Source organism: Nonomuraea sp. NPDC049152, from assembly GCF_040648355.1.
GTDB lineage: Bacteria > Actinomycetota > Actinomycetes > Streptosporangiales > Streptosporangiaceae > Nonomuraea.
On the sequence record NZ_JBEZDO010000029.1, the window covers coordinates 53,650 to 72,613 of the forward strand.

Annotated in this window: 15 protein-coding genes and 1 pseudogene; 10 read left to right on the forward strand and 6 right to left on the reverse strand. The window is 70.9% G+C overall.

Annotation, left to right across the window (positions count from 1 at the left end):
• The first annotated feature begins 51 nt into the window (after positions 1-51).
• The 5 genes from AB0B45_RS38820 to AB0B45_RS38840 all read left to right on the forward strand — a co-directional run bounded on the left by AB0B45_RS38820 (position 52) and on the right by AB0B45_RS38840 (position 7,017).
• The gene (locus AB0B45_RS38820) at positions 52-915 is read left to right on the forward strand and encodes a DUF2877 domain-containing protein (RefSeq protein WP_358141511.1); all 864 of its coding nucleotides are present in this window, start codon (positions 52-54) and stop codon (positions 913-915) included.
• Entirely contained in the window at positions 912-2,264 is a 1,353-nt protein-coding gene (locus tag AB0B45_RS38825; protein ID WP_358141514.1) for an FdrA family protein, read from the forward strand. The genes AB0B45_RS38820 and AB0B45_RS38825 overlap by 4 nt, the downstream gene beginning before the upstream one ends.
• Positions 2,261-3,640 carry a DUF1116 domain-containing protein gene (locus tag AB0B45_RS38830; protein ID WP_358141517.1) on the forward strand — a complete coding sequence of 460 codons (1,380 nt, stop codon included), beginning with the start codon at positions 2,261-2,263 and terminating at the stop codon, positions 3,638-3,640. The genes AB0B45_RS38825 and AB0B45_RS38830 overlap by 4 nt, the downstream gene beginning before the upstream one ends.
• A 243-nt stretch (positions 3,641-3,883) precedes the next feature.
• Complete coding sequence (locus AB0B45_RS38835) at positions 3,884-6,313, forward strand: protein kinase (protein WP_358141520.1); 2,430 nt, start codon at positions 3,884-3,886, stop codon at positions 6,311-6,313.
• Between the two features lie 347 nt (positions 6,314-6,660).
• On the forward strand, positions 6,661-7,017 hold the full coding sequence (locus tag AB0B45_RS38840) for a hypothetical protein (protein WP_358141523.1): 357 nt from the start codon (positions 6,661-6,663) through the stop codon (positions 7,015-7,017).
• Between the two features lie 22 nt (positions 7,018-7,039).
• Here the strand turns inward: AB0B45_RS38840 and AB0B45_RS38845 are convergent, their stop codons facing one another.
• Positions 7,040-7,390, reverse strand: coding sequence for a helix-turn-helix domain-containing protein (locus AB0B45_RS38845; RefSeq protein WP_358141526.1), 351 nt, complete (start codon positions 7,388-7,390; stop codon positions 7,040-7,042).
• A gap of 126 nt (positions 7,391-7,516) precedes the next feature.
• On the opposite strand from AB0B45_RS38845, the gene AB0B45_RS38850 reads away from it, so the two are divergent.
• Complete coding sequence (locus AB0B45_RS38850; RefSeq protein WP_358141529.1) at positions 7,517-8,704, forward strand: MFS transporter; 1,188 nt, start codon at positions 7,517-7,519, stop codon at positions 8,702-8,704.
• Positions 8,705-8,774: 70 nt separating this feature from the next.
• Here AB0B45_RS38850 and AB0B45_RS38855 read toward each other — a convergent pair.
• The 4 genes and pseudogenes from AB0B45_RS38855 to AB0B45_RS38870 form a co-directional block, all read right to left on the reverse strand.
• Positions 8,775-9,122: pseudogene (locus tag AB0B45_RS38855) on the reverse strand (DUF4158 domain-containing protein); the annotation flags it as partial.
• Between the two features lie 98 nt (positions 9,123-9,220).
• Entirely contained in the window at positions 9,221-11,179 is a 1,959-nt protein-coding gene (locus AB0B45_RS38860) for a hypothetical protein (protein ID WP_358141532.1), read from the reverse strand.
• Entirely contained in the window at positions 11,164-11,922 is a 759-nt protein-coding gene (locus AB0B45_RS38865) for an ABC transporter ATP-binding protein (RefSeq protein WP_358141535.1), read from the reverse strand. The genes AB0B45_RS38860 and AB0B45_RS38865 overlap by 16 nt, the downstream gene beginning before the upstream one ends.
• A complete protein-coding gene (locus tag AB0B45_RS38870; protein ID WP_358141538.1) occupies positions 11,919-12,629 on the reverse strand; it encodes a TetR/AcrR family transcriptional regulator in 711 nt (236 codons plus the stop codon). The genes AB0B45_RS38865 and AB0B45_RS38870 overlap by 4 nt, the downstream gene beginning before the upstream one ends.
• A gap of 442 nt (positions 12,630-13,071) precedes the next feature.
• Between AB0B45_RS38870 and AB0B45_RS38875 the strand changes: the two genes are divergently transcribed.
• Together AB0B45_RS38875 and AB0B45_RS38880 are read left to right on the forward strand one after the other, a co-directional pair.
• Positions 13,072-13,887 carry an MOSC N-terminal beta barrel domain-containing protein gene (locus AB0B45_RS38875; RefSeq protein WP_358141541.1) on the forward strand — a complete coding sequence of 272 codons (816 nt, stop codon included), beginning with the start codon at positions 13,072-13,074 and terminating at the stop codon, positions 13,885-13,887.
• Between the two features lie 409 nt (positions 13,888-14,296).
• Positions 14,297-15,526 carry an MFS transporter gene (locus AB0B45_RS38880; RefSeq protein ID WP_358141544.1) on the forward strand — a complete coding sequence of 410 codons (1,230 nt, stop codon included), beginning with the start codon at positions 14,297-14,299 and terminating at the stop codon, positions 15,524-15,526.
• A gap of 204 nt (positions 15,527-15,730) precedes the next feature.
• Here the strand turns inward: AB0B45_RS38880 and AB0B45_RS38885 are convergent, their stop codons facing one another.
• Positions 15,731-16,309 carry an XRE family transcriptional regulator gene (locus tag AB0B45_RS38885; protein ID WP_358141547.1) on the reverse strand — a complete coding sequence of 193 codons (579 nt, stop codon included), beginning with the start codon at positions 16,307-16,309 and terminating at the stop codon, positions 15,731-15,733.
• 91 nt (positions 16,310-16,400) lie between these two features.
• On the opposite strand from AB0B45_RS38885, the gene AB0B45_RS38890 reads away from it, so the two are divergent.
• Together AB0B45_RS38890 and AB0B45_RS38895 are read left to right on the forward strand one after the other, a co-directional pair.
• Complete coding sequence (locus tag AB0B45_RS38890) at positions 16,401-17,402, forward strand: NAD(P)/FAD-dependent oxidoreductase (RefSeq protein WP_358141550.1); 1,002 nt, start codon at positions 16,401-16,403, stop codon at positions 17,400-17,402.
• The gene (locus AB0B45_RS38895) at positions 17,402-18,706 is read left to right on the forward strand and encodes an MFS transporter (RefSeq protein ID WP_358141553.1); all 1,305 of its coding nucleotides are present in this window, start codon (positions 17,402-17,404) and stop codon (positions 18,704-18,706) included. The genes AB0B45_RS38890 and AB0B45_RS38895 overlap by 1 nt, the downstream gene beginning before the upstream one ends.
• The last annotated feature ends 258 nt before the right edge of the window (positions 18,707-18,964 follow it).

Consider the following 18,964-nt stretch of genomic DNA (forward strand, 5'->3'; position numbering starts at 1 on the left):
TGGCACTTTTCTCCGTACGGAGGTGTGAGAGCCCGCTCTAGCGTCGGGTGCATGACGCTCGGCACGCAGAGAAGGGTCCAGCCGCGTATCCACCTCACGGGAGCGGCGAGCGCGGCCGTCCGCCCGGTGCTGGAGTCGGCCAGGGTGCCGGCGAGAGTGCTGGCGACGGTGTCCGTGGGCGTATATCTGGAGGTGCGGACCCAGCTGGAGCCTTCGGTGATCGCGATGATCACCGGCGAGGCGACCAGGCTGCCCAACTCGGTGCTGCTGGCGGGCGAGCTGCCGCGGGTGAACGTGGGCGACGAGGCCGCCGTGGGCGACGGTGTCATCGAGATCGGCCGCTACCGGGTGAAGGCGCGCCGCTGGTGGGATCCCGCTCCCGCGCTGCCTCCCGTGGATCTGGAACGGCTGGCCCGCGCCGTGCCCGCGATGTCGCCGCAGACGTCCAGGAGACCGGGCCTCGAAGGCAACGGCGCCATCTCCCTGCTGGCGGCCGGATGCGCGGAGGCGTCGCTGGCGCGCGCCGTGACCGCCGCCGAGCAACTGGTGGGGCTCGGGCCTGGCCTGACCCCGAGCGGCGACGACGTGCTCGCGGGCCTGCTGGTGGCGCTGCGCCACCTGGGCTCGGCCGCGCGGGTCGAGCGGGCGGTGTGGCTGGCCGACTGGCTGGCCGCCGCCGTCACCTTCGACGCGGGCACGCGCACCACCCCGATCTCCGCGACGCTCCTGCACTGCGCGGCCAGAGGCGAGGCGAGCCCCGAGGTGGCGGGCGTGCTGCGCGGCATCGTCGGCGCGCAGGCGATCGAGCCCGCGCTGAGACGGCTGCTGCAACTGGGCCACACCTCCGGCGCCGATCTGGCCCAGGGCCTGCGCATCGGCCTCGACTCGGTGCTCGCCCTCGGAGCGGGCTCATGAACTCGCTGGTCAAACTGGTTCCCGGCGTCTACCACGACTCGGTGAGCCTGATGCGGGTCAGCCAGGCGCTGTCGGCGATGCCTGGCGTGGACGTGGCCGTCATCGCGATGGCCACCCCGCTCAACCTCGACCTGGCCAGGGAGCTGGGTTTCGAGCCGCCCGCCGCCGCGCCCGCGGGGGCGGAGCTGCTGGTGGCGGTGCGGGCTCAGGACGTGGCGGCCGCGACGGGCGAGCTCGACCGCCTGCTCGGTGAGCTGTCGAGCCGCACGTCCGCGGAGGCGTCCGATTTCCCCGCGCGCACGACCCGCTCGGCGGCCAGGGCGGGCGAGGCGAACCTGGTGCTGGTCTCGGTGCCGGGCGAGCACGCCTTCGCCGAGGCGCTCGACGCGGTCGAGGCGGGCCTGCCCGTGATGATCTTCAGCGACAACGTGCCGGTGGAGCAGGAGGTGCTGCTCAAGCGGCTGGCTGAGGAGCGCGGCGGCCTCGTCATGGGCCCCGACTGCGGAACCGCGGTGATCGGCGGGGCGGGGCTGGGGTTCGCCAACGTGCTGCGACCAGGACCCGTCGGCGTGGTCGCCGCGTCGGGCACCGGGGCGCAGCACGTGACCTCGCTGCTCGACCTGGCGGGCGTCGGCGTGAGCCACGTGCTCGGCGTCGGAAGCAGGGACCTGTCCGCCCAGGTGGGCGGCCTCTCGGCGATCCGGGCGCTGCGCCGGCTCGACGACGATCCGGGGACCGAGCTGATCGTGCTGATCTCCAAGCCGCCCGCGCCCGAGGTGGCGCGGGCCGTACAGGAGGTCGTGGACAAGCTGCGGACGCCCGTGGTGTCGGCGCTGCTCGGCACCTCTGGCGGCGACCTGACCTCCGCCGCGGAGAGCGCGCTGGGCCGGCTCGGTCTCGACCCGCCCGAGTGGCCTTCCTGGAGCAGACCGATCGCGCGCGGCTCCGTCCGGGGGCTGTACTCGGGCGGCACGCTCTGCACCGAGGCGTCGCTGATCACGCCCGGCGGCTTCGTCGACTACGGCGACGACGTCTTCACCAGGGGCAGGGCGCACCCGATGATCGACCCGACGCTCAGACTCGAGGCCCTCACCAAGGTCGAGCCTGGCGAGGTGGCGCTGATGGACGTGGTGCTGGGCCACGGCGCCGACCCCGACCCGGCGTTGCGGCTCGCCCCCGCGATCGAGGCCGCGGTCGGCAGGGGCGTCCAGGTGGTGATCGCCCTGGTCGGCACCGATGGCGACCCGCAGGGGCTGCGCCGCCAGGCCGCGGAGCTGTACGAAGCGGGCGCGGCGGTCTTCACCTCCAACGCCCAGGCCGCCCGTCACGCCGCAGGGAGCGCCACGTGAGCCTTCTGCCCGTCGATCCGCACGTCATCACGGTCGGCGCCGACCTGCTCGGCGAGGCGCTGGACGCCCAGGCCGTCGCCAGGACCGCGGTCGACTGGCGGCCTCCGCTGCCCGGCACCGCGTCCGCCCTGGCCGCGGTGCTGGCCGACCCGCGCAGGACCGCCGCCAACGAGCTCGCCGTCGGCCGCCTGCTGAGCGCCCGCCCCCAGCTGGTGGACGTACGGCCGGCCGCCGACGCCCTCTGCCTCGACAGGGGGACGTTCCTGCACGCCGGGCCGCCGATCACCTGGGAGCGGGCCTCGGGCCCCATGCGCGGCGCGTTGATCGGCGCGATGCTCCTCGAAGGCCTGGCCGCCACGGTCGAGGAGGCCGAGCGCGCCCTGGCGGCAGGCGAGGTCTCGCTCGACTCCTGCCACCACCACCGCACGGTCGGCCCGATGGCGGGCGTGGTCAGCCCGTCCATGTGGCTGTTCGAGGTGCGCGACGCCGAGCACGGCGGCACCGCGTACTGCTCGCTCAACGAGGGCCTCGGCAAGGTGCTGCGCTACGGCGCCTACGGCCCCGAGGTGCTCGACCGGCTGCGCTGGATGGGCGAGGTGCTCGGCCCCGCCCTGCGCGACGCGCTGCGGATCAGCGGCCCGATCGACCTGCGCGCCCTGATCGCTCAGGCGCTGCAGATGGGCGACGAGCTGCACAACCGCAACCGCGCCGCCACCTCCCTGTTCCTTCGCGAGCTGGCTCCCGCGCTGGTCGAGGCGGCTCCCGGGCGCGCCGCCGAGGTGCTGCGCTTCGCCGGGGGCAACGACCACTTCTTCCTCAACCCCGCCATGGCCGCCGGCAAGGCCAGCACCGACGCCGCCCGCGGCGTGCCAGGCTCCTCCCTGGTCGTGGCCATGGCCCGCAACGGCACCGACTTCGGCGTGCAGGTCTCCGGCCTGGGCGACCGCTGGTTCACCGGGCCCGCGGGCGTCCCCGACGGCCTCTACCTCGGCGCGTACGGCCCCGGCGACGCCAATCCCGACATCGGCGACTCGACGATCACCGAGACGTCGGGGCTGGGCGGCTTCGCCATGGCCGCGGCGCCCGCCATCGTCAAGTTCGTCGGCGGCGAGGTCGGCGACGCGATCACGGCCACCCGCTCGATGTACGAGATCACGCTCGCCGAGCATCCCGCCTACCAGATTCCCGGGCTCGGCTTCCGCGGCACGCCCGTCGGCATCGACGTGGCCCTCGTCGCCAGGACGGGGCTGCTTCCCGTCGTCAACACCGGCATAGCGGGCAGGGTCCCAGGAACGGGACAAGTGGGTGCGGGACTGGTGAGTCCGCCCGCCGAGGCCTTCATTGCCGCGCTCAACGCGCTCGCATTCGATAAGTGATCAATTAGCAGTTTTCGCGTTCTCACACGTCAACCGCAAGTTGCCACTCGTTCGATTACGTTGATCGCGCGTCGACTTCCGTTTACTAATCGCATGCCGATATGGTGTCGAACCTCGCAATTCGGCATAGGGAATAGGGGGCGGGAGATGTCTGACCGCTTGCTCGGAAAGGTCCCTGCCGAGGGACCTGGCGTGCCGGGGGGCGCCGAGAGCCAGGGTCGTTTGATCGGACGCAGGTACAAGTTGTTGTCCCCTGTGGGCAGGGGCGGCATGGGCATGGTGTGGCACGCGCACGACGTGCTGCTCGACCGGCCCGTCGCGGTGAAGGAGCTGATCCTTCCCTACGGCCTCGACCACGCGGGCAAGCAGGTGGCGCACCGGCGCATGATGCGCGAGGCCCGCTCGGCCGCGCGCCTCGGCCACCCGGGGATCGTGACCGTCCACGACGTGGTCGAGGAGGACGGGCGGCCGTGGATCGTGATGGAGCTGGTCAGAGCGTGGTCCCTGGAGCAGGCCGTACGGCAGAGCGGACCGCTGCCTGTCGTCCAGGCCGCCGAGATCGGCGTCAGGGTGCTCGACGCGCTCAGGCACGCGCACGCGGCGGGCATACTCCACCGCGACGTCAAGCCGGGCAACGTCCTGCTCACCGCCGACAGGGTCGTGCTGACCGACTTCGGCATCGCGGCCATCGAGGGCGACGTCACGATCACGCAGACCGGGCTGCTGATGGGCTCGCCTGCCTACGTCCCGCCTGAGCGGCTGTCGGGACAGCCCATCACCCAGGCGGCCGACCTGTGGTCCTTCGGGGCGACTCTCTACGCGGCCGTGGAGGGGCGGCCGCCGTACGAGGGGCCTGACGCGATCGCCGTGCTCGGCGCGGTGCTGACGCAGGACCCGATCAGGCCGCAGCGGGCCGGGGCCATGCTTCCGGTCATCGAGGGACTGCTGCGCAAGAACCCCGCCGAGCGGATGAACGCGGCGCAGGTCGCCGACCTGCTCGAACGGGTACTGGCCAGCCACGGGGGCGGCTCGCCGCGGTCGACGGGGCCCATTCCGACGCCGTCGAACTCGACGCCCGCGCACCTGCTGCCGCCGCTCGACCCGCCGTCGGGGCCGCTGCCTTCGCGGATCGTGGAGACGCCTTCGGGCCCTGTGCGGGTGCCCTACGACCCGTTGACCAGCCCATCAGGCGGGATCGCGAGCCCGTCCGGCGCCCACCTGCCGCCCTCGCAGGGTTTCGACGCTTTCGGCAGCTCGTCGGGCGGCCTGACCAAGGGAGCTTCCGATGCGAAGGGCGGATCTGACGCGATGAGCGGCCCTGGCAGCTACGACTCACTCGGCGGACCTCGCAGCTACGACTCGGTGGGCGGCTACGACTCGGTCACCGGTCACGGCTCTGCCGCCGGTTACAACTCTGGCGCCGGTCACAGCTCGGCTGGCGGTTACGACTCTGCCGCCGGTTACGACTCGGCAGGCGGCTACAACTCGGTCGGCGGCCCTGACTCCGTCGGCGGCTATGACTCCCTGGGCGGGGCGTCTGGACCGCATGGCTACGACGCCCTGCGCAGCTCGTCGGACCCCCGAGGCTACGACGCGCTCCGCAGCTCCTCCGATCCCCGCGGATTCCCATCCGACCCGCTGGGACCTCCCTCATCGGATCCCGGCGCCTTCCACGCCGGATCCGGCGCTCCCCCACCCGGGCACGGCTCCTCTGCCAACCCCACGGGCCCCGGCGCCTTCCGGCCAGGACCAGGAGCTCCCCCACCAGGACCAGGCTCCTCCCCTGGGGGACCCGGCGCCTTCCGTTCGGGACCCGGCGCTCCCCCACCAGGACCGGGCTCCTCTGGCACCCCTGCGGGGCCCGGCTCCTACCCCGCCGCGCCCGGTGCCGGGCGGGGCATGCCCGAGCCGCAGCCGATCCTGCCGCTGACCGACAGCCTGCGCGCGGGCTCCCCCGCCCCCGCGCCATGGCCGCTGAGCCCCGACGGCGAGCCGAGGCCCGCCAACCGTGACGACCCCGCGGGCCCCGGACGCAGGCGGAACGCGGGAGACGGCAACGGGTGGACGCGCGATGGCCGTCCCACCCCGCGTCTGATCATCACCGTGGTCGCCGCCATCGGCGTCGCGGCGGCCGCGATCGTCTTCCTCACCACGGGCGGTTCCCCGTCCGAGCCGGGCGTCGTCGCCACCACCGCGGCCTCGTCCGAGCCGGTCAAGGAACCGCTGGCGGCGGTCGCCGTACCCGAGGGGTTCAAGGAGCACACCCCTGAGGGCTTCACCGCGGCCGTCCCCGCGGCGTGGAAGGTGTCCGGGTCCGGCGGAGAGGCGATCTTCACGGGCCCCAAGGACTCCGGCATGAAGATCACCGTTGAGCAGGTCTCACCGCAGAAGGACGGCGGGCTCGCCGAACTGAGCGGCAAGGAGGCGGACGGCGGGGTCGACGGGTACATCCAGGTCCAGCTTCAGGAGGTGAAGTACCGCTCCTGGAAGGCGGCGGACTGGGAGTACCAGTACACGCAGCCCAACGGCGTGCCGATGCAGACGCTGACCCGCTACGTCACGCTGGACGACAAGGACGCCTTCCAGATCACGTTCACGACGCCGCAGCTGCAGTGGGCCGACCAGGCCGAGACCCGCAAGGTCTTCCTGGACACCTTCCGCCCCACCTCCTGACGCCGCCCCCGCCACCCGCGATCCCACGCCCTGTGCCCCTCACCACCCACCGAGGGGCACAGGCCCCCGGCCACCTCGACGAATGAGCGTGACCCTCCACGACCCACCCGCCGAGCCTCCACAGCTCGCCGGCTCCCCCGCCCGACGCCGACGCCTCCCGCCTCGCCCACCGCCCGATGGCCTGGCCTCGCACACCGCCGATGAGAGTTGAGGAACATCTCTGCAGGATCGTGCGCTAAGCCGCGTCGTCCCTGGTCAGCTGGTGGCTGTCGTTGATCGGTGCGAGGTTCCTGAGGTCTTGGCGCAGATAACGGCCTCGGCCCCGTTATCTGCGGCAAGGGGGCGGCGTGGCCGAACTCGTGACGTTGCCGACCGGTGGCACGGCCGGGAGGAGCCTGACGGTGATCGCGTCGGCCGACGCGTTCCTCGGCTCGCTACGCAATCCGAACACCGTGCGCAACTACGGGATTGGGATCGGCAAGACCGTCGAGCGACTGGGCGAGACGCGGCCGCTGATGTCGGTGGCCGACGAGGAGATCGGCGAGGTGCTGGAGCTGCTGTGGGGCAGCGCCGCGGTCAACACCTGGAACGCGCGCCGGGCGTCGGTCGGTGCCTGGTTGGCGTGGTGCCGCGAGCGTGGACACGACGCTCCGGTCGTTCCGGTCTGGGTCAAGCGGCTGCCGTGCGTCTATCACACGTTGTGAGCGGGTGCCGGGGAGCCCGGGTCTACGGCGCCTCGACAGTGCCGGTGGTCGTGGTATCGCGCGTTCGGCGCTGTGCGCTCAGTACAGAGTCGAGCAGGCCGGGGAACAGTGCGTCGAGGTCCTCTCGCCGCAGCCGTACCAGCCGGGATCGGCCCTGCACCTTCGTCCACGTCACGCCGGCCTCGCGCAGCACCCGGTAGTGGTGCGACAGCGTCGTCTGATGCACGTCGATTTCGGCGCCGATCGCGTTGCAGAAGTCCTCGCCCATCCGGTCGAGCCGCAGGACTAGGTCCAGCCGCACCGGATCGGCCAGAGCGCGCAGCACCTCCACCAGCCGGATGGCCTCGGTCGCCGGTTGTGACACCTCACGCATCGCCGCCCCCTGTGTTCCGCACACCCGCCACGCTACCAACCTATGGATACATGGACAAGTATCCATATATTGCCTAGGGTTCCCCTCGGTACTTCTGAGGTTCCTCTGGAAAGGTGGCACCACCCGGTGTTGAAACGACTTCTTCCGCTGGCCCTGGCGACCTTCGCCGTCGGCACCGACAGCTACGTCATCGCGGGCCTGCTCCCGGCCATCGCCACCGACCTGCAGGTCTCCACTCCCGCCGCCGGGCAGTTGGTGACGGTGTTCGCCCTCGTGATGGCCCTGTCGGCGCCCGTAATGGGCGCGCTCACCAGTGGACTGGACAGGCGGACCGCGCTGCTGACCGCGTTGAGTATCTTCGTGGTCGGCAACGCTGTCACCGCCCTGGGCACCAGTTACGAGGTGGTGATGATCGCCCGCATCGTCACCGCGGTCGGGGCCGGAATGATCAACTCCGCCGCCTCCAGCACTGCGGGGGCTATCGCACCCCCCGAACGCCGAGGCAGGGCTCTGGCCTTCGTGATGGGCGGCCTCACGTTGGCGACGGCGTTGGGTCTTCCTCTCGGCACGCTGATCGGCCGTACCGACTGGCACATCACCCTGTGGGCCGTCGCCGGGATCGGCCTCGTCGCGGCCCTCGGGATCGCCGCCGGCCTGCCCAAGGTGACGCTCCCCGCTGCCTCACTGGGCGACCGGCTGCGCCCGCTCAAGCAGGGCCGGGTCCTCGCGCTGCTGGCCGTCACCACGCTGGTCTTCCTCGGCGCCTACACCCTCTACACCTACATCGGCCCGGCCCTACAGGATGCGACCGGCGGCTCCGAATCGCTGCTCGCCGTCATCCTGCTGGCCTGGGGAATCGGCGTCCTGGCCGGAAACATCATCGCCGGACGGCTGGTCGACCGGCACGACCCCGCGCACGTGTTGACCGGTCCCCTCACCATCGCCGCCGTCGCCCTTGCCCTCACTTCGATGGCGACCGCCACGCTCGTGTCCACCCTGGCATGGGCCGCGATCTGGGGCGCGGCCCTGGGCGTCATCGTCGTGCCCCAACAGCACCGACTCATCGCCCTCAACCCGGCCGCGGCACCGGTTCTGCTCGGCCTCAACTCCTCGGCCATCTACGTCGGGATAGCCCTCGGCGGCGGCCTGGGCGGACTGGCCCAGAAGTGGTTTGCCATCGTGCCCGCCGCGCTGGGGCTGCCAGCCGCCGGTGTCACGACCTTGGCGCTGCTCTACCACCTGACAACCGCACGCCACCATGCGCCCGCAGCACCTCAGCCGACTCCCTCCACCCCTGAGAAGGCCGAGGCGTAACGCCCCTGCTGGGGCCCGCCACGAGCCCCGGAGCGTTGCCGGTTCCGAGGCTCGTGCGCTACCGGTCTACTCACGGCACGGGACTTGGCGGGCGGAGCCCGCCGGGCATCTCCGGGATTCGCGTCGTCCACGCTCGCGCGTCCACCCACGCGCGCAACTCGTCCTCGGCCTCGGCGAAGTCCCGCCAGCCCCCAGCCTGCTGGATCTCCCAGGCATGCGTGCGGGCTGTGCCGTCCCGCTCCCCGTACAGCTTCAGGCGCGACGGGTCCTCGATCTCCAGCTGCTCGGCCAGGTCCTCGGCCACCTCCACCGGCACCTTCCGAGGATCGGGCAGGAACCGCCCCAAGAACCGCACGCTGGTCAGCTGGACCGCGAACCCGAGCAGGTTGTGCGCCCGCCGCTTGCCCTCCACCAGCTCCCGGTCCGCATCGAATGTTCCTCAACCACCGGCACGCCGCGACGGGGCACGCCGCGAGGCGCGCCCCGTCGGTGGAGCGGTTCGTGGGAGACCCGAGGTCAGGCGCTGGTGAGCCGGTCCGCCCCGGCTCCAGGACCGGCTGCCCCGGTCCCCCGCATGTCCCCGCCGCCAGTGTCCTGCGACGGCGGCGGCGGTGCGGCGGCCGCGGCCTGGAGCCTGCTCTTCTCGGTCCGGTACAGCAGGTAGGCGCCCCAGAAGCCCGTGAGAGCGATCACGATCATGACGGCGATCACCGGCCACTGCCACGGCTCGGGCACGTGGAGTGCGAGGAACCAGACCTTGGCCTGCGACCCACTGAGCTTGATGCCCAGCGGCGCCAGGCCCTGCGGGAACAGTCCGAGGATGCCCACTGCCATGGCGGACCACATGACGGTCTGACGTTTGCCCGACATCGTCGCGAACGGGGACTTGCCGGCGTCCTCGCCCAGCTCCTCGGCGGTGGACGTCGCCTTGCCCGACCGCATCAGGTGCAGCAGCTCGGGGCCCTTGTCCCTCAGCGTCCTCGCCGCCACCGAGCCGAGCTTCACATGGCAGAGCACACCCGTGAGCAGGGCGACCGGGACGCTCGCCCACAGCAGGGCGGGAAGGTCGAGGGCGTGGCCCGCCCAGGCGACCCCGAGCGCGGGGCACATCGCGAGGGCGACCAGGAAGAACACCAGGAACGACTGGCCGGTGACGTCACCGTGGTCCATCGGCGAGTTCTTGCTCTTGTGCGGGTCCGGGCCGGGCACCAGGGCGACGACGGACACCCACACCAGCAGACCTGAACCCCCGCCGAGCGCGGCGAGGGTGCCGGCCAGCGCCCACGGCACCAGGGAGGCGTCACCATGCAGCAGGCAGCCGACGAGCGTCAGCGCCAGCGTCAGCGGGCCGAAGACGGTCAGCCAGGCGAGCTGGCGGGCACGGACGTCGGCCTTCTCCTTGCCCGGCACCGTCAGGGTCAGCCAGAGCGCGGTGCCGTCTTGCCCGTAGAGGTTGGCGCAGGTCGCGGCGGCCATCAGCGCGCTGGCCGCGCCGACGAACGGGAATCCGGCGGTGAAGCCGAAGATCAGCGGGAACAGCGCGGTGATGATCGAGAAGGCCGGGCCCATCACGATGCCCTGGGTGCGCACCGGGTCACGCCACCAGGTGCGCAGTTCCTTGAGGTAGGCCGCCCCCTGATCGCCACGGAACAGCGGGCCCCGCCGGACGGCCTGCTGCGCGGAGGAACCGCGGACCACCGGGCGGGCGATCCGTTGCGGTCCGAGCAGAGCGCTCCACGCCAGGAACAGCGCGACCACCACCGCGGCCAGGGCGACCAGCGGTCCCACGGCCCACAGCCAGTCGCCGCGGCCGGCCGCCTCGACGGCGATCAGGCCCCAGCTGGACGGCAGCGCCCGCACCACCGTGGAGAAGGTGGGCGGGAATCCGTACTCCAGCAGTAGGGAGACCCCGATGATCAGGACCCAGGAGAACGAGCACAGCGAGACCATCGCGGCGGTGACGGTCGCGGTGACGACCCCTCCGAGGCGGGACTTGGCCAGCATGCGGAACAGCAGCGTGACCACTCGGGACAGCAGCACCACCAGCAGCAGGAGCAGCACCACTGCGGGCACCGACACCACGACGGCCACCCAGCTCAGCCGGACGGCGAAGACGATCAGCGCGCCGAAGGCCACCAGCGTGATGGCGGTGGTGGCGGCGACCAGGGCGGCGGCGAGCAGGCCCATGGCCAGGGTGCGGCGCGGGATCGGCTGGCGGTGGAAGTGCTCCCCGTTGAGCGCCGGTTCGCCCGCGAAGATCGGGCCGACCATCCAGCCCAGCGCCCACAGCGCGAAGGTCACCGCGAGCAGGTCCATCAGCAGCCGCGGGTGGGAGAAGTCGAAGGACGCCAGGACGAGGGTGGTGACGGCGAGGCAGATTCCGGCGGTCCAGCCCAGGCCGCTGAGGGCCATCTTGGCGTCAGTCGTGCTGTGGCGCAGCACGGCCAGTTTCATCCGGATCAGGACGCCAACCATGACAGTCCCTCCCCGCCGCCGATCTTGACGCCGACCAGGTCGACAAAGGTGTCCTCCAGCGAGCGGCTGCCGCGGACCTCGCCGAGGGGGCCTTCCGCGACGACGCGTCCCCGGGCCATCACGCCGACGGTGTCGCAGAGCTCCTCGACGAGTGCCATGACGTGGCTGGAGAGCAGCACCGAGCCGCCGCGTTCCACGAATCTCTTGAGGATCTTCTTGATGGTTGCGGCGGAGACCGGGTCGACGGCCTCCAAGGGTTCGTCGAGCACCAGTACTTTGGGGGCGTGCAGCAGCGTGGTTGCCAGGCCGATCTTCTTGCGCATGCCGGTGGAGTAGTCCACGACCAGGGTGCGTTCCGCGGAACCGTCGAGTTCCATGACGGCGAGCAGTTCGTCCGCCCGCCGGTCGACCTCCTCCACGCTCAGGCCGTGTAGCTGTCCGAGGTAGGTGAGGAGTTCACGGCCGGTGAGCCGCTCCGGCATGGCCAGCCCATCGGGCAAGACGCCCATCAGGCGGCGCGCCCGCAGCGGCTCCTCCCACACGTCGATCCCGTGGACCAGAGCGCGTCCCTCGTCCGGCCTGAGCAGACCGACGGCCATGGACAGCGTGGTGGTCTTGCCCGCTCCGTTCGGCCCGACCAGGCCGTAGAAGGATCCTTGGGGGACGGTGAGGTCGACGTGGTCGACGGCAATCTTCTCGCCGAACGTCTTGGCCAGGCCGGCGATCTGAAGTGCGGGGGTCATGGTGTCTTTCTGGCCGCGAGGGTGAAGAGGGTGGACAGTTCGGAGGCGTGACGCTGCAGGTCGAAGTCCCGATTTTTCAGAATCTCGGATGGTGTGGCGTCGATAGCCCCCCTGATGGCGATGGCCATGGTGCGCAGGTCGAAGTCGCGGAACTCGCCGGACTGCTGGCCCCAGGCCAGGACCTGCTCGAGGTCGGTGAGTGCCGTTTCGTTCTGCTCTGTGTAGGGGCTCGGCCCGCCGTCCTCAGCGCGGCCGTGAGAGATGATCTCCACCAGCGCCAGCAGGGGCTGCTGGTGGAGGCGCATGAACTCCAGGTTGGTCGTGAGGTAGGCCCGCAGAGCCTCGCTCGCCGTGGGCTGCGCGACGATCTGCGGGATCATCATGTCGACCGCGAGCTTGGTCACGTGGGCGACGATGGCCTTGATCAGCTCGTCCTTGTTCCCGAAGTGATAGGAGATGACCCCGGTGCTGATCTTGGCCAGCTTCGCGATCTTCGACATGGACGCCTGGCTGTAGCCGAGCGTCGCGATGGCCTGGATCGCGCACTCAATGATCTGCGCTCGGCGCGCTTCTTCGATGAACGTGCGATTTTCTGAAGGCACGTTCAAAATTTTAGATGCTTGTGTGAATTTGCGCAAAATGTCCACCTGGCAGACAAGGACGGCGGCCGGAGACGGCGGCATCACCCGCCGCCCGAAACGGTGCACGAGACCTTGGGCCCCCGAGATGCGGGCCTGGCGCAACGCATAGTCGTCGCCGCCCTCACCTGGGCTCCAAACCCCTCGCCACCAGCTGGGTCAATGGCGCCAGCGGCGAATCTCTCTCCGGCTCTTCCGTCTCCGAAGCCGCTCCGCTGCCGCACTATCACTCAGCCTGGTCGAACGCCGTCGGCGGGCCCCAGCGGATCACACCCAGAAGCTCGCGGCCGGGAGTCGGCTTGGAGGCAACATCCATCCGGTCCCGCCCGGGCAAGGGGTGGGACAGCAAACACAATCCCTGTTTCATGGACGGTCGCCTATGAGACACAGGGCACAGTCTCGATCGTCCTGGGCGGGATCTGTTTCATAGGTTGTTGCGTGCCCGTTCAGCCAGGAGATCTAGGGCGGGGCCAGGACCAGGTGGCACCGTCGCGTGCGCTACCGTCACGCCATGAGGTTGGCGAGCATCCATTTCTATCCGGTCAAGTCCACCGCAGGTCATGACGTCGCCGAGGCCGAGGTGGAGCCATGGGGGCTGAAGGACGACCGCCGCTACATGGTCGCCACCCCTGACGGCGAGATGGTGACCGCGAGGGAAGAGCCCAGACTGCTGGCCTGCAGGGCGGAGTTGTCCGACGGACGCCTGACGCTCACCGGCCCCCACCGCCCGCCGCTGCTCGTGACCCCCACCTCCGAGCTGAGCGACACTCAGGTGTGGCGCACGCGGGTGAAGCTCACCGACTGCGGCGACGACGCCGCCGAGTGGCTGTCCGCGCTGGTGGGCAGGCCCGTACGGCTGATGTGGCTCGACGACCCGACCCGCCGCCCGGTGAATCCCGAGTACGGCACGCCGGAGGACCGGGTGACCCTCGCCGACGGCTACCCGCTACTGCTCGCCTCCACCGCCTCCCTCCGCCAGCTGAACGACTGGATCGCCGAAGGAGCCGTCGAACGCGGCGAGGAACTGCCCGAGCCGCTGCCCATGCGCAGGTTCCGCCCGAACGTGGTCGTGTCGGGGGCCGAGGCGCCGTTCGTCGAGGACGGCTGGAAGCGGGTGCGCATCGGCGAGGTGAGCTTCCGCATGACCAAGCCGTGCGGCAGGTGCGTCCTGACCACGATCGACCCCGACACCCTCCAGAAGGGCAAGGAGCCGCTCCGCACGCTCGGCAAGCACCGCAGGATCGACAAGCAGCTGCTGTTCGCCATCAACCTCATCCCCGACGGCCCCGGCACCATCCGTGTCGGCGATCCCGTCACCGCCTCCTGACCGCCATCTCACCGACGCGACGCCACCCACCGCGCCCGGCCTGAGGCACTCACCCACACCCTGCGCTCTCCCGCGTGCACCCCGGGGTGACTCTTGGGCGTGCCCGCCGGCGCTCTCCCGCGTGCACGCCGGGGCGCTCTTGGGCGTGTACGCGGGCCCTCCCCCCGGTACACGCCGGGGCTCGCCCGTGCCCTGGTCCCACATCACCGACCCGGCCGCCACGTCCCGAACGCCTCACTTCTGGACCGGTCGGCGATCCCGTCAAATCGTCCGCGTACCGAGAACCAGAACCCCCGAACATCTCACCGGGGAGCACCCTTCGTCCGCTTTGGGGTGATGTTGGAGGCTATGCGAGACTTCACCGGTGACCACCAGCCCCACGAAGCCTGAAGTATCGTCAGTCGAGGGTGTGCAGCGCCGTACTCTCGCAGTCCTGTCCGCCGCCCAGATCACCGGCGGCGTCGGTGTGGCCGTCGGCTTGGCGCTCAGCTCCCTCGTCGTCTTCGAGCTGTCGGGCTCCGAGGCCATCAGCGGCCTGGCCGGCACGGCTACCGTGCTCGGGGCCGCGATCCTGGCGCTGCCCGCCGCGAAGGTCTCGGGCAGGGGCGGGCGCAGGGCCGGACTCGGCCTGACGTACGTGGCGGCGCTGACCGGATGCCTGATCTCGGTGCTGGCGATCACGATCGCCTCGTGGCCCCTGCTGCTGGCGGGGCTGGTGCTGGTCGGCGGCGGCAGCGCGGGCAACCTGGCCGCCCGCTACTCGGCCACGGACCTGTCGCCGAAAGGTCGCGCCGCCACGCACCTGTCGCTGGTGGTGTGGGCCGCGACGATCGGCTCGGTGGCAGGGCCCAACCTGGCCGCGCCCGCCGACAGGATCGGCGCCGATCTGGGGCTGGTGCCCACGGCGGGCCCCTTCGCGTTCGCCGCGATCTCTTTCGCCGTCGCCCTGCTCATCATCGTGGTCGGCCTCCGCCCCGACCCGCTCGTGCTCGCCAGGCAGCTCAGCGGCACCGCGGCCACGGCCGGCGCGGGGTCCAGGACGATCAGGGACGCCTGGGACACCCTGCGCGCCACCCCCGCCGCCCGCAGGGCGCTGCTCGCGATCGCGGTCAGCCACACCGCGATGGTGTCGGTCATGTCGATGACGCCCGTCCACCTGCACCATGAGGGCGCCGACCTGAAGATCATCGGACTGGTGCTCAGCCTGCACATCGCGGGCATGTTCGTGCTGTCGCCGGTGGTCGGGTGGGTCGCCGACAAACTGGGCAAGGTCCCCGTGCTGGTGCTCGGCATGGCGCTGCTGCTGGCGGCCGCCGCACTCGCCGGTACGGCGGGCGAGCACCACGTCGGCCAGGTGACGGCCGGGCTGATCCTGCTGGGCGTCGGCTGGTCGTGCGGCCTGGTCGCGGGCTCGGCCATGCTGTCGGAGTCGGTCGCCATCGAGCGCCGCCCCGCCGTCCAGGGCCTGTCGGACCTGCTGATGAACGTCTGCGGTGCGACCGGCACCATCGTCGCCGGCGCGATCGTGGGGGCTCTTTCGTACGGCACGCTCGGCCTGGTCGTGGGCATCATGGTCACGATCACCGGCCTGCGGCTGGCCTTCCGAGGCCGATCGGCCCACCTCCCCCAGACCCCCTGACCGGCCCCGCCCCCAGACCTCTCCACCGGACCCCCACCTCACGAACCCCGCCCTCGCCGAACCCCGGCCCCCGAGACCCTGAGGCCACCGACCCCGGAACCCCCGACCTGGACCTTCTTGACGCCGTACGGTTCGCGTAGTCACGTGAATCTCGTTCACCTGATCCGCTGATTCGGGCGGGAACGCAACCCGCGTGCTCCCGCGTCACCGCCGTGGGGTGCGGAGGTGGATGCGTTCGCCCTGCTTGCCGAAGAGGCTGAGTACTTCGACGCCGCCGCGTCCGGCGGCGCCGAACCAGTGCGGAATCTGGCAGTCGAACTCGGCTGCTTCGCCGGCTCCCATGACGAAGTCGTGGTCACCCAGTTTCACGCGGAGTTGTCCGCGGAGCACGTAGAGCCATTCGTAGCCCGCGTGGGTCCGCAGGTGGGGCTGTTCGTCGTGCGCTGGAATGGTCATCTTGTACGCGCGCGGCTCTCCCTGATGTCGCGACAACGGGATCAGCACCCGGCCGCCTTTTCTGGTGGGCTCCTGCGGGACGCGCGGATCGAGTATCCGGGGCGCGGCGACGATCTCGTCGAGGGGGACGCCCAGCGCTGCGGTGATCGGCAGGAGTAGCTCGAGGCTGGGCTTGCGCTGAGCTGATTCCAGTCGGGACAGCGTGCTGGTCGAGATGCCAGTGGCTCGCGCGAGGTCGGCCAGGCTGATGCCCTTCTTCTCGCGCGCGCGTCGCAGCCGAGGAGCGATCTGCTCTATCACGGCACCGACGCTCGGTTGCTCGTCCATGGGATGCAGTCAATCAATGTGTCCCGGAATCAGCAACGGAGTTTGTTGTTTGCGGGCAGGTCTCCCGATCCTCTCAGTGGAGGTGATCCGAATGGACGCGACAACGGATTCAACGAGCGGATCGGGGTCAGAGGTGCTGTGGGACGCGATCATCATCGGCGGTGGGGCCGCCGGTTTGTCGGCCGGGGTCGTGCTCGCGAGAGCACGGTTCGCGACTCTGGTCGTTGATGGCGGTGCGCCCCGGAACGGGCCCGCCGATCATATGCACGGGTACCTGACCCGGGACGGCATGGCGCCGAGAGAGTTCGTCGCGACCGGGCAGGACGAGCTCACCCGTTACGGCGGGACACGTACGCAGGCGTCGGTGATCGACGCGCGGCGCGCCTCGGACGGCACGTTCGAGCTGCGGCTCGACGACAACCGCGCCCTGCGCGCTCGGTCGGTGCTGGTCGCCACCGGGCTGACCGACGAACTACCCGACATCCCGGGACTGTCCGAGCGGTGGGCATCCGAGGTGCACCACTGCCCCCACTGCCATGGCTACGAGGTGCGGGGGCGCACCATCGTCGTGATCGGCAGCACGATGGCGGCGGCATCGACACATCTGGCCGCGCTGATGCGCCGCTACAGCTCCTCGGTGACGTTCTGCATCAACGGCGCCGAGGTCAGCACCGCCCAGCGGCAGCGCCTCACGGCCTACGGCGTGCGCCTGATCGACGCGCGCGTCACACGGGTCGCGACGAGTGCCGACACCGCGGGCGGGGACCCGGTCGCGATCGAGCTCGACAACGGCGAGACGGTCGCGTGTGAGGCCATCTTCGTGGCACCTTGCCCAGTGCCCCACGACGCGATCCTGACCGCGCTCGGCACGGGCAAGGACCCGGCGAGTGGACTCGTCGCCGTCGATTCCCAAGGTGCCACGAATGTCCCCGGGGTCTGGGCTGCCGGGAATGTGGTCAACCCCCGGGCGCAGGTCGTCGCCGCCGCGGGCGCGGGTTCCACCGCCGCCATCAACATGACCGGCTGGCTGCTCGAACGGGAGCTGTCCGCTGCCGTCTCTCCTGACGGACTCGACGTCGGGGGTGCGATCTGATGGCCGGCATCACCGCGGAGACGTCCCGGAACACCCCCTCCGACAGGTTGCCTGCCGGCGTGTACCTGCTCGGTTTCAGCCTGTTCGCGATGGGAAGCGCAGAGTTCCTGTTGGCCGGCGTACTGCCGGCGGTGGCCGCCGATCTGGACGTCACGCTCTCCTCAGCCGGGTTCCTGATCACCGCGTTCGCGCTGGGTGTCGTGATCGGCGGGCCACCGTTCGCCGTGCTCAGCCTGCGTTGGCCGCGCCGCACCGCGCTGGTGGCGACCCAGGTCCTCTTCGCGGCAGGCATCGTCGTCGGGCTGCTGGGCGACTACCAGGTCTTGCTGCTGACGAGAGTGGTTTCGGGTATCGCCTACGCGGGCTTCTTCGCTGTCGCGTCGGTGACCGCGATCAGCCTGGTGACGCCGGACCGGAACGCCCGCGCCTCCGGGGTCGTGGTCAGCGGGCTCAGCGTGGCAATGGTCGTCGGCGGTCCCGCGGGCACGCTGATCAGCCACTTCATCCAGTGGCGCGGCGGATTCTGGGCCGTCGTGGCACTGACGGTCGCCGGGGTCATCGGCTGCCTCCTCGGACTCCCCGCCGCCGACTCGGACAGCAAGCGGCCCACCGAGCCGAGTGTTGCGCGGGAGCTCGCCACCATACGGACGCCGATGCTCTGGGGCATCTACGCGATCACGATCCTGACCACTGCGGCGTACATGATCACGTTCAACTACCTGGCAGCCATGCTCGCCGACATCACCGCCATTCCCGAGGTCTGGATCCCGGCGATCCTCGCGCTCTTCGGGGTCGGGGCCTTCGTCGGTCTGTCCATCGGCGGCCGCGTCTCCGATCGGCGCCCTCACCTCGCACTCCTCACGGGCGCATGGGCGATCGTGATCCTGTCGGTCGTGATGGCTGTCGCGATCCAGCAGGTCTGGGCGGTGGTGCCAACGGTTTTCCTGATCGGCATCGCCGCGTTCGTGCTGAACCCCGCCCTCTACGGACGCGTCTTCGCCATCGCAGCCGACGCGCCGACCCTCGCCGGCGCCACCACCGTGTCGGCATTCCAGCTGGGCATCAGCATCACCCCCGTCCTGGCAGCCGCCTCACTCACACAAGGGGCCGCTCTCACATCGGTCAGCTTGATCGGGGCCGCCCTCGCCGCGGCTGCCGTACCCCTCATTCTCCTGGACCGGGCACGACAGGCCCGCCCAACGCGACGCGCGGCGGCTGAAACGACCTCGGCCGCCGTCCGCTCGGCTCACGACGAGGTCGCCACGGCCCGGGCGAATCGCACCAGCGGTGACCCATCTGAATGAACCTCGACCCCACACCACAGCCCGGACGACCCCCGCCCGGGTGATCGAACAGATCGATGCCTGGGGGCGCGAGCACAAGTGGTCCGCCCAACGGATCACCGCTACGCGCCCCCGAATCCCCGGGTGCCACGAACCGACCGGCTCCGGCCTCGGCCCGGACCACACCACGGCACGGAGGTCACACGCCGGAGCGACCGAACGCCCGGGGATCGCCGGGGCCGACGGGGCCGAAGATGGTCAACCGAGGGTCGGCGGTGG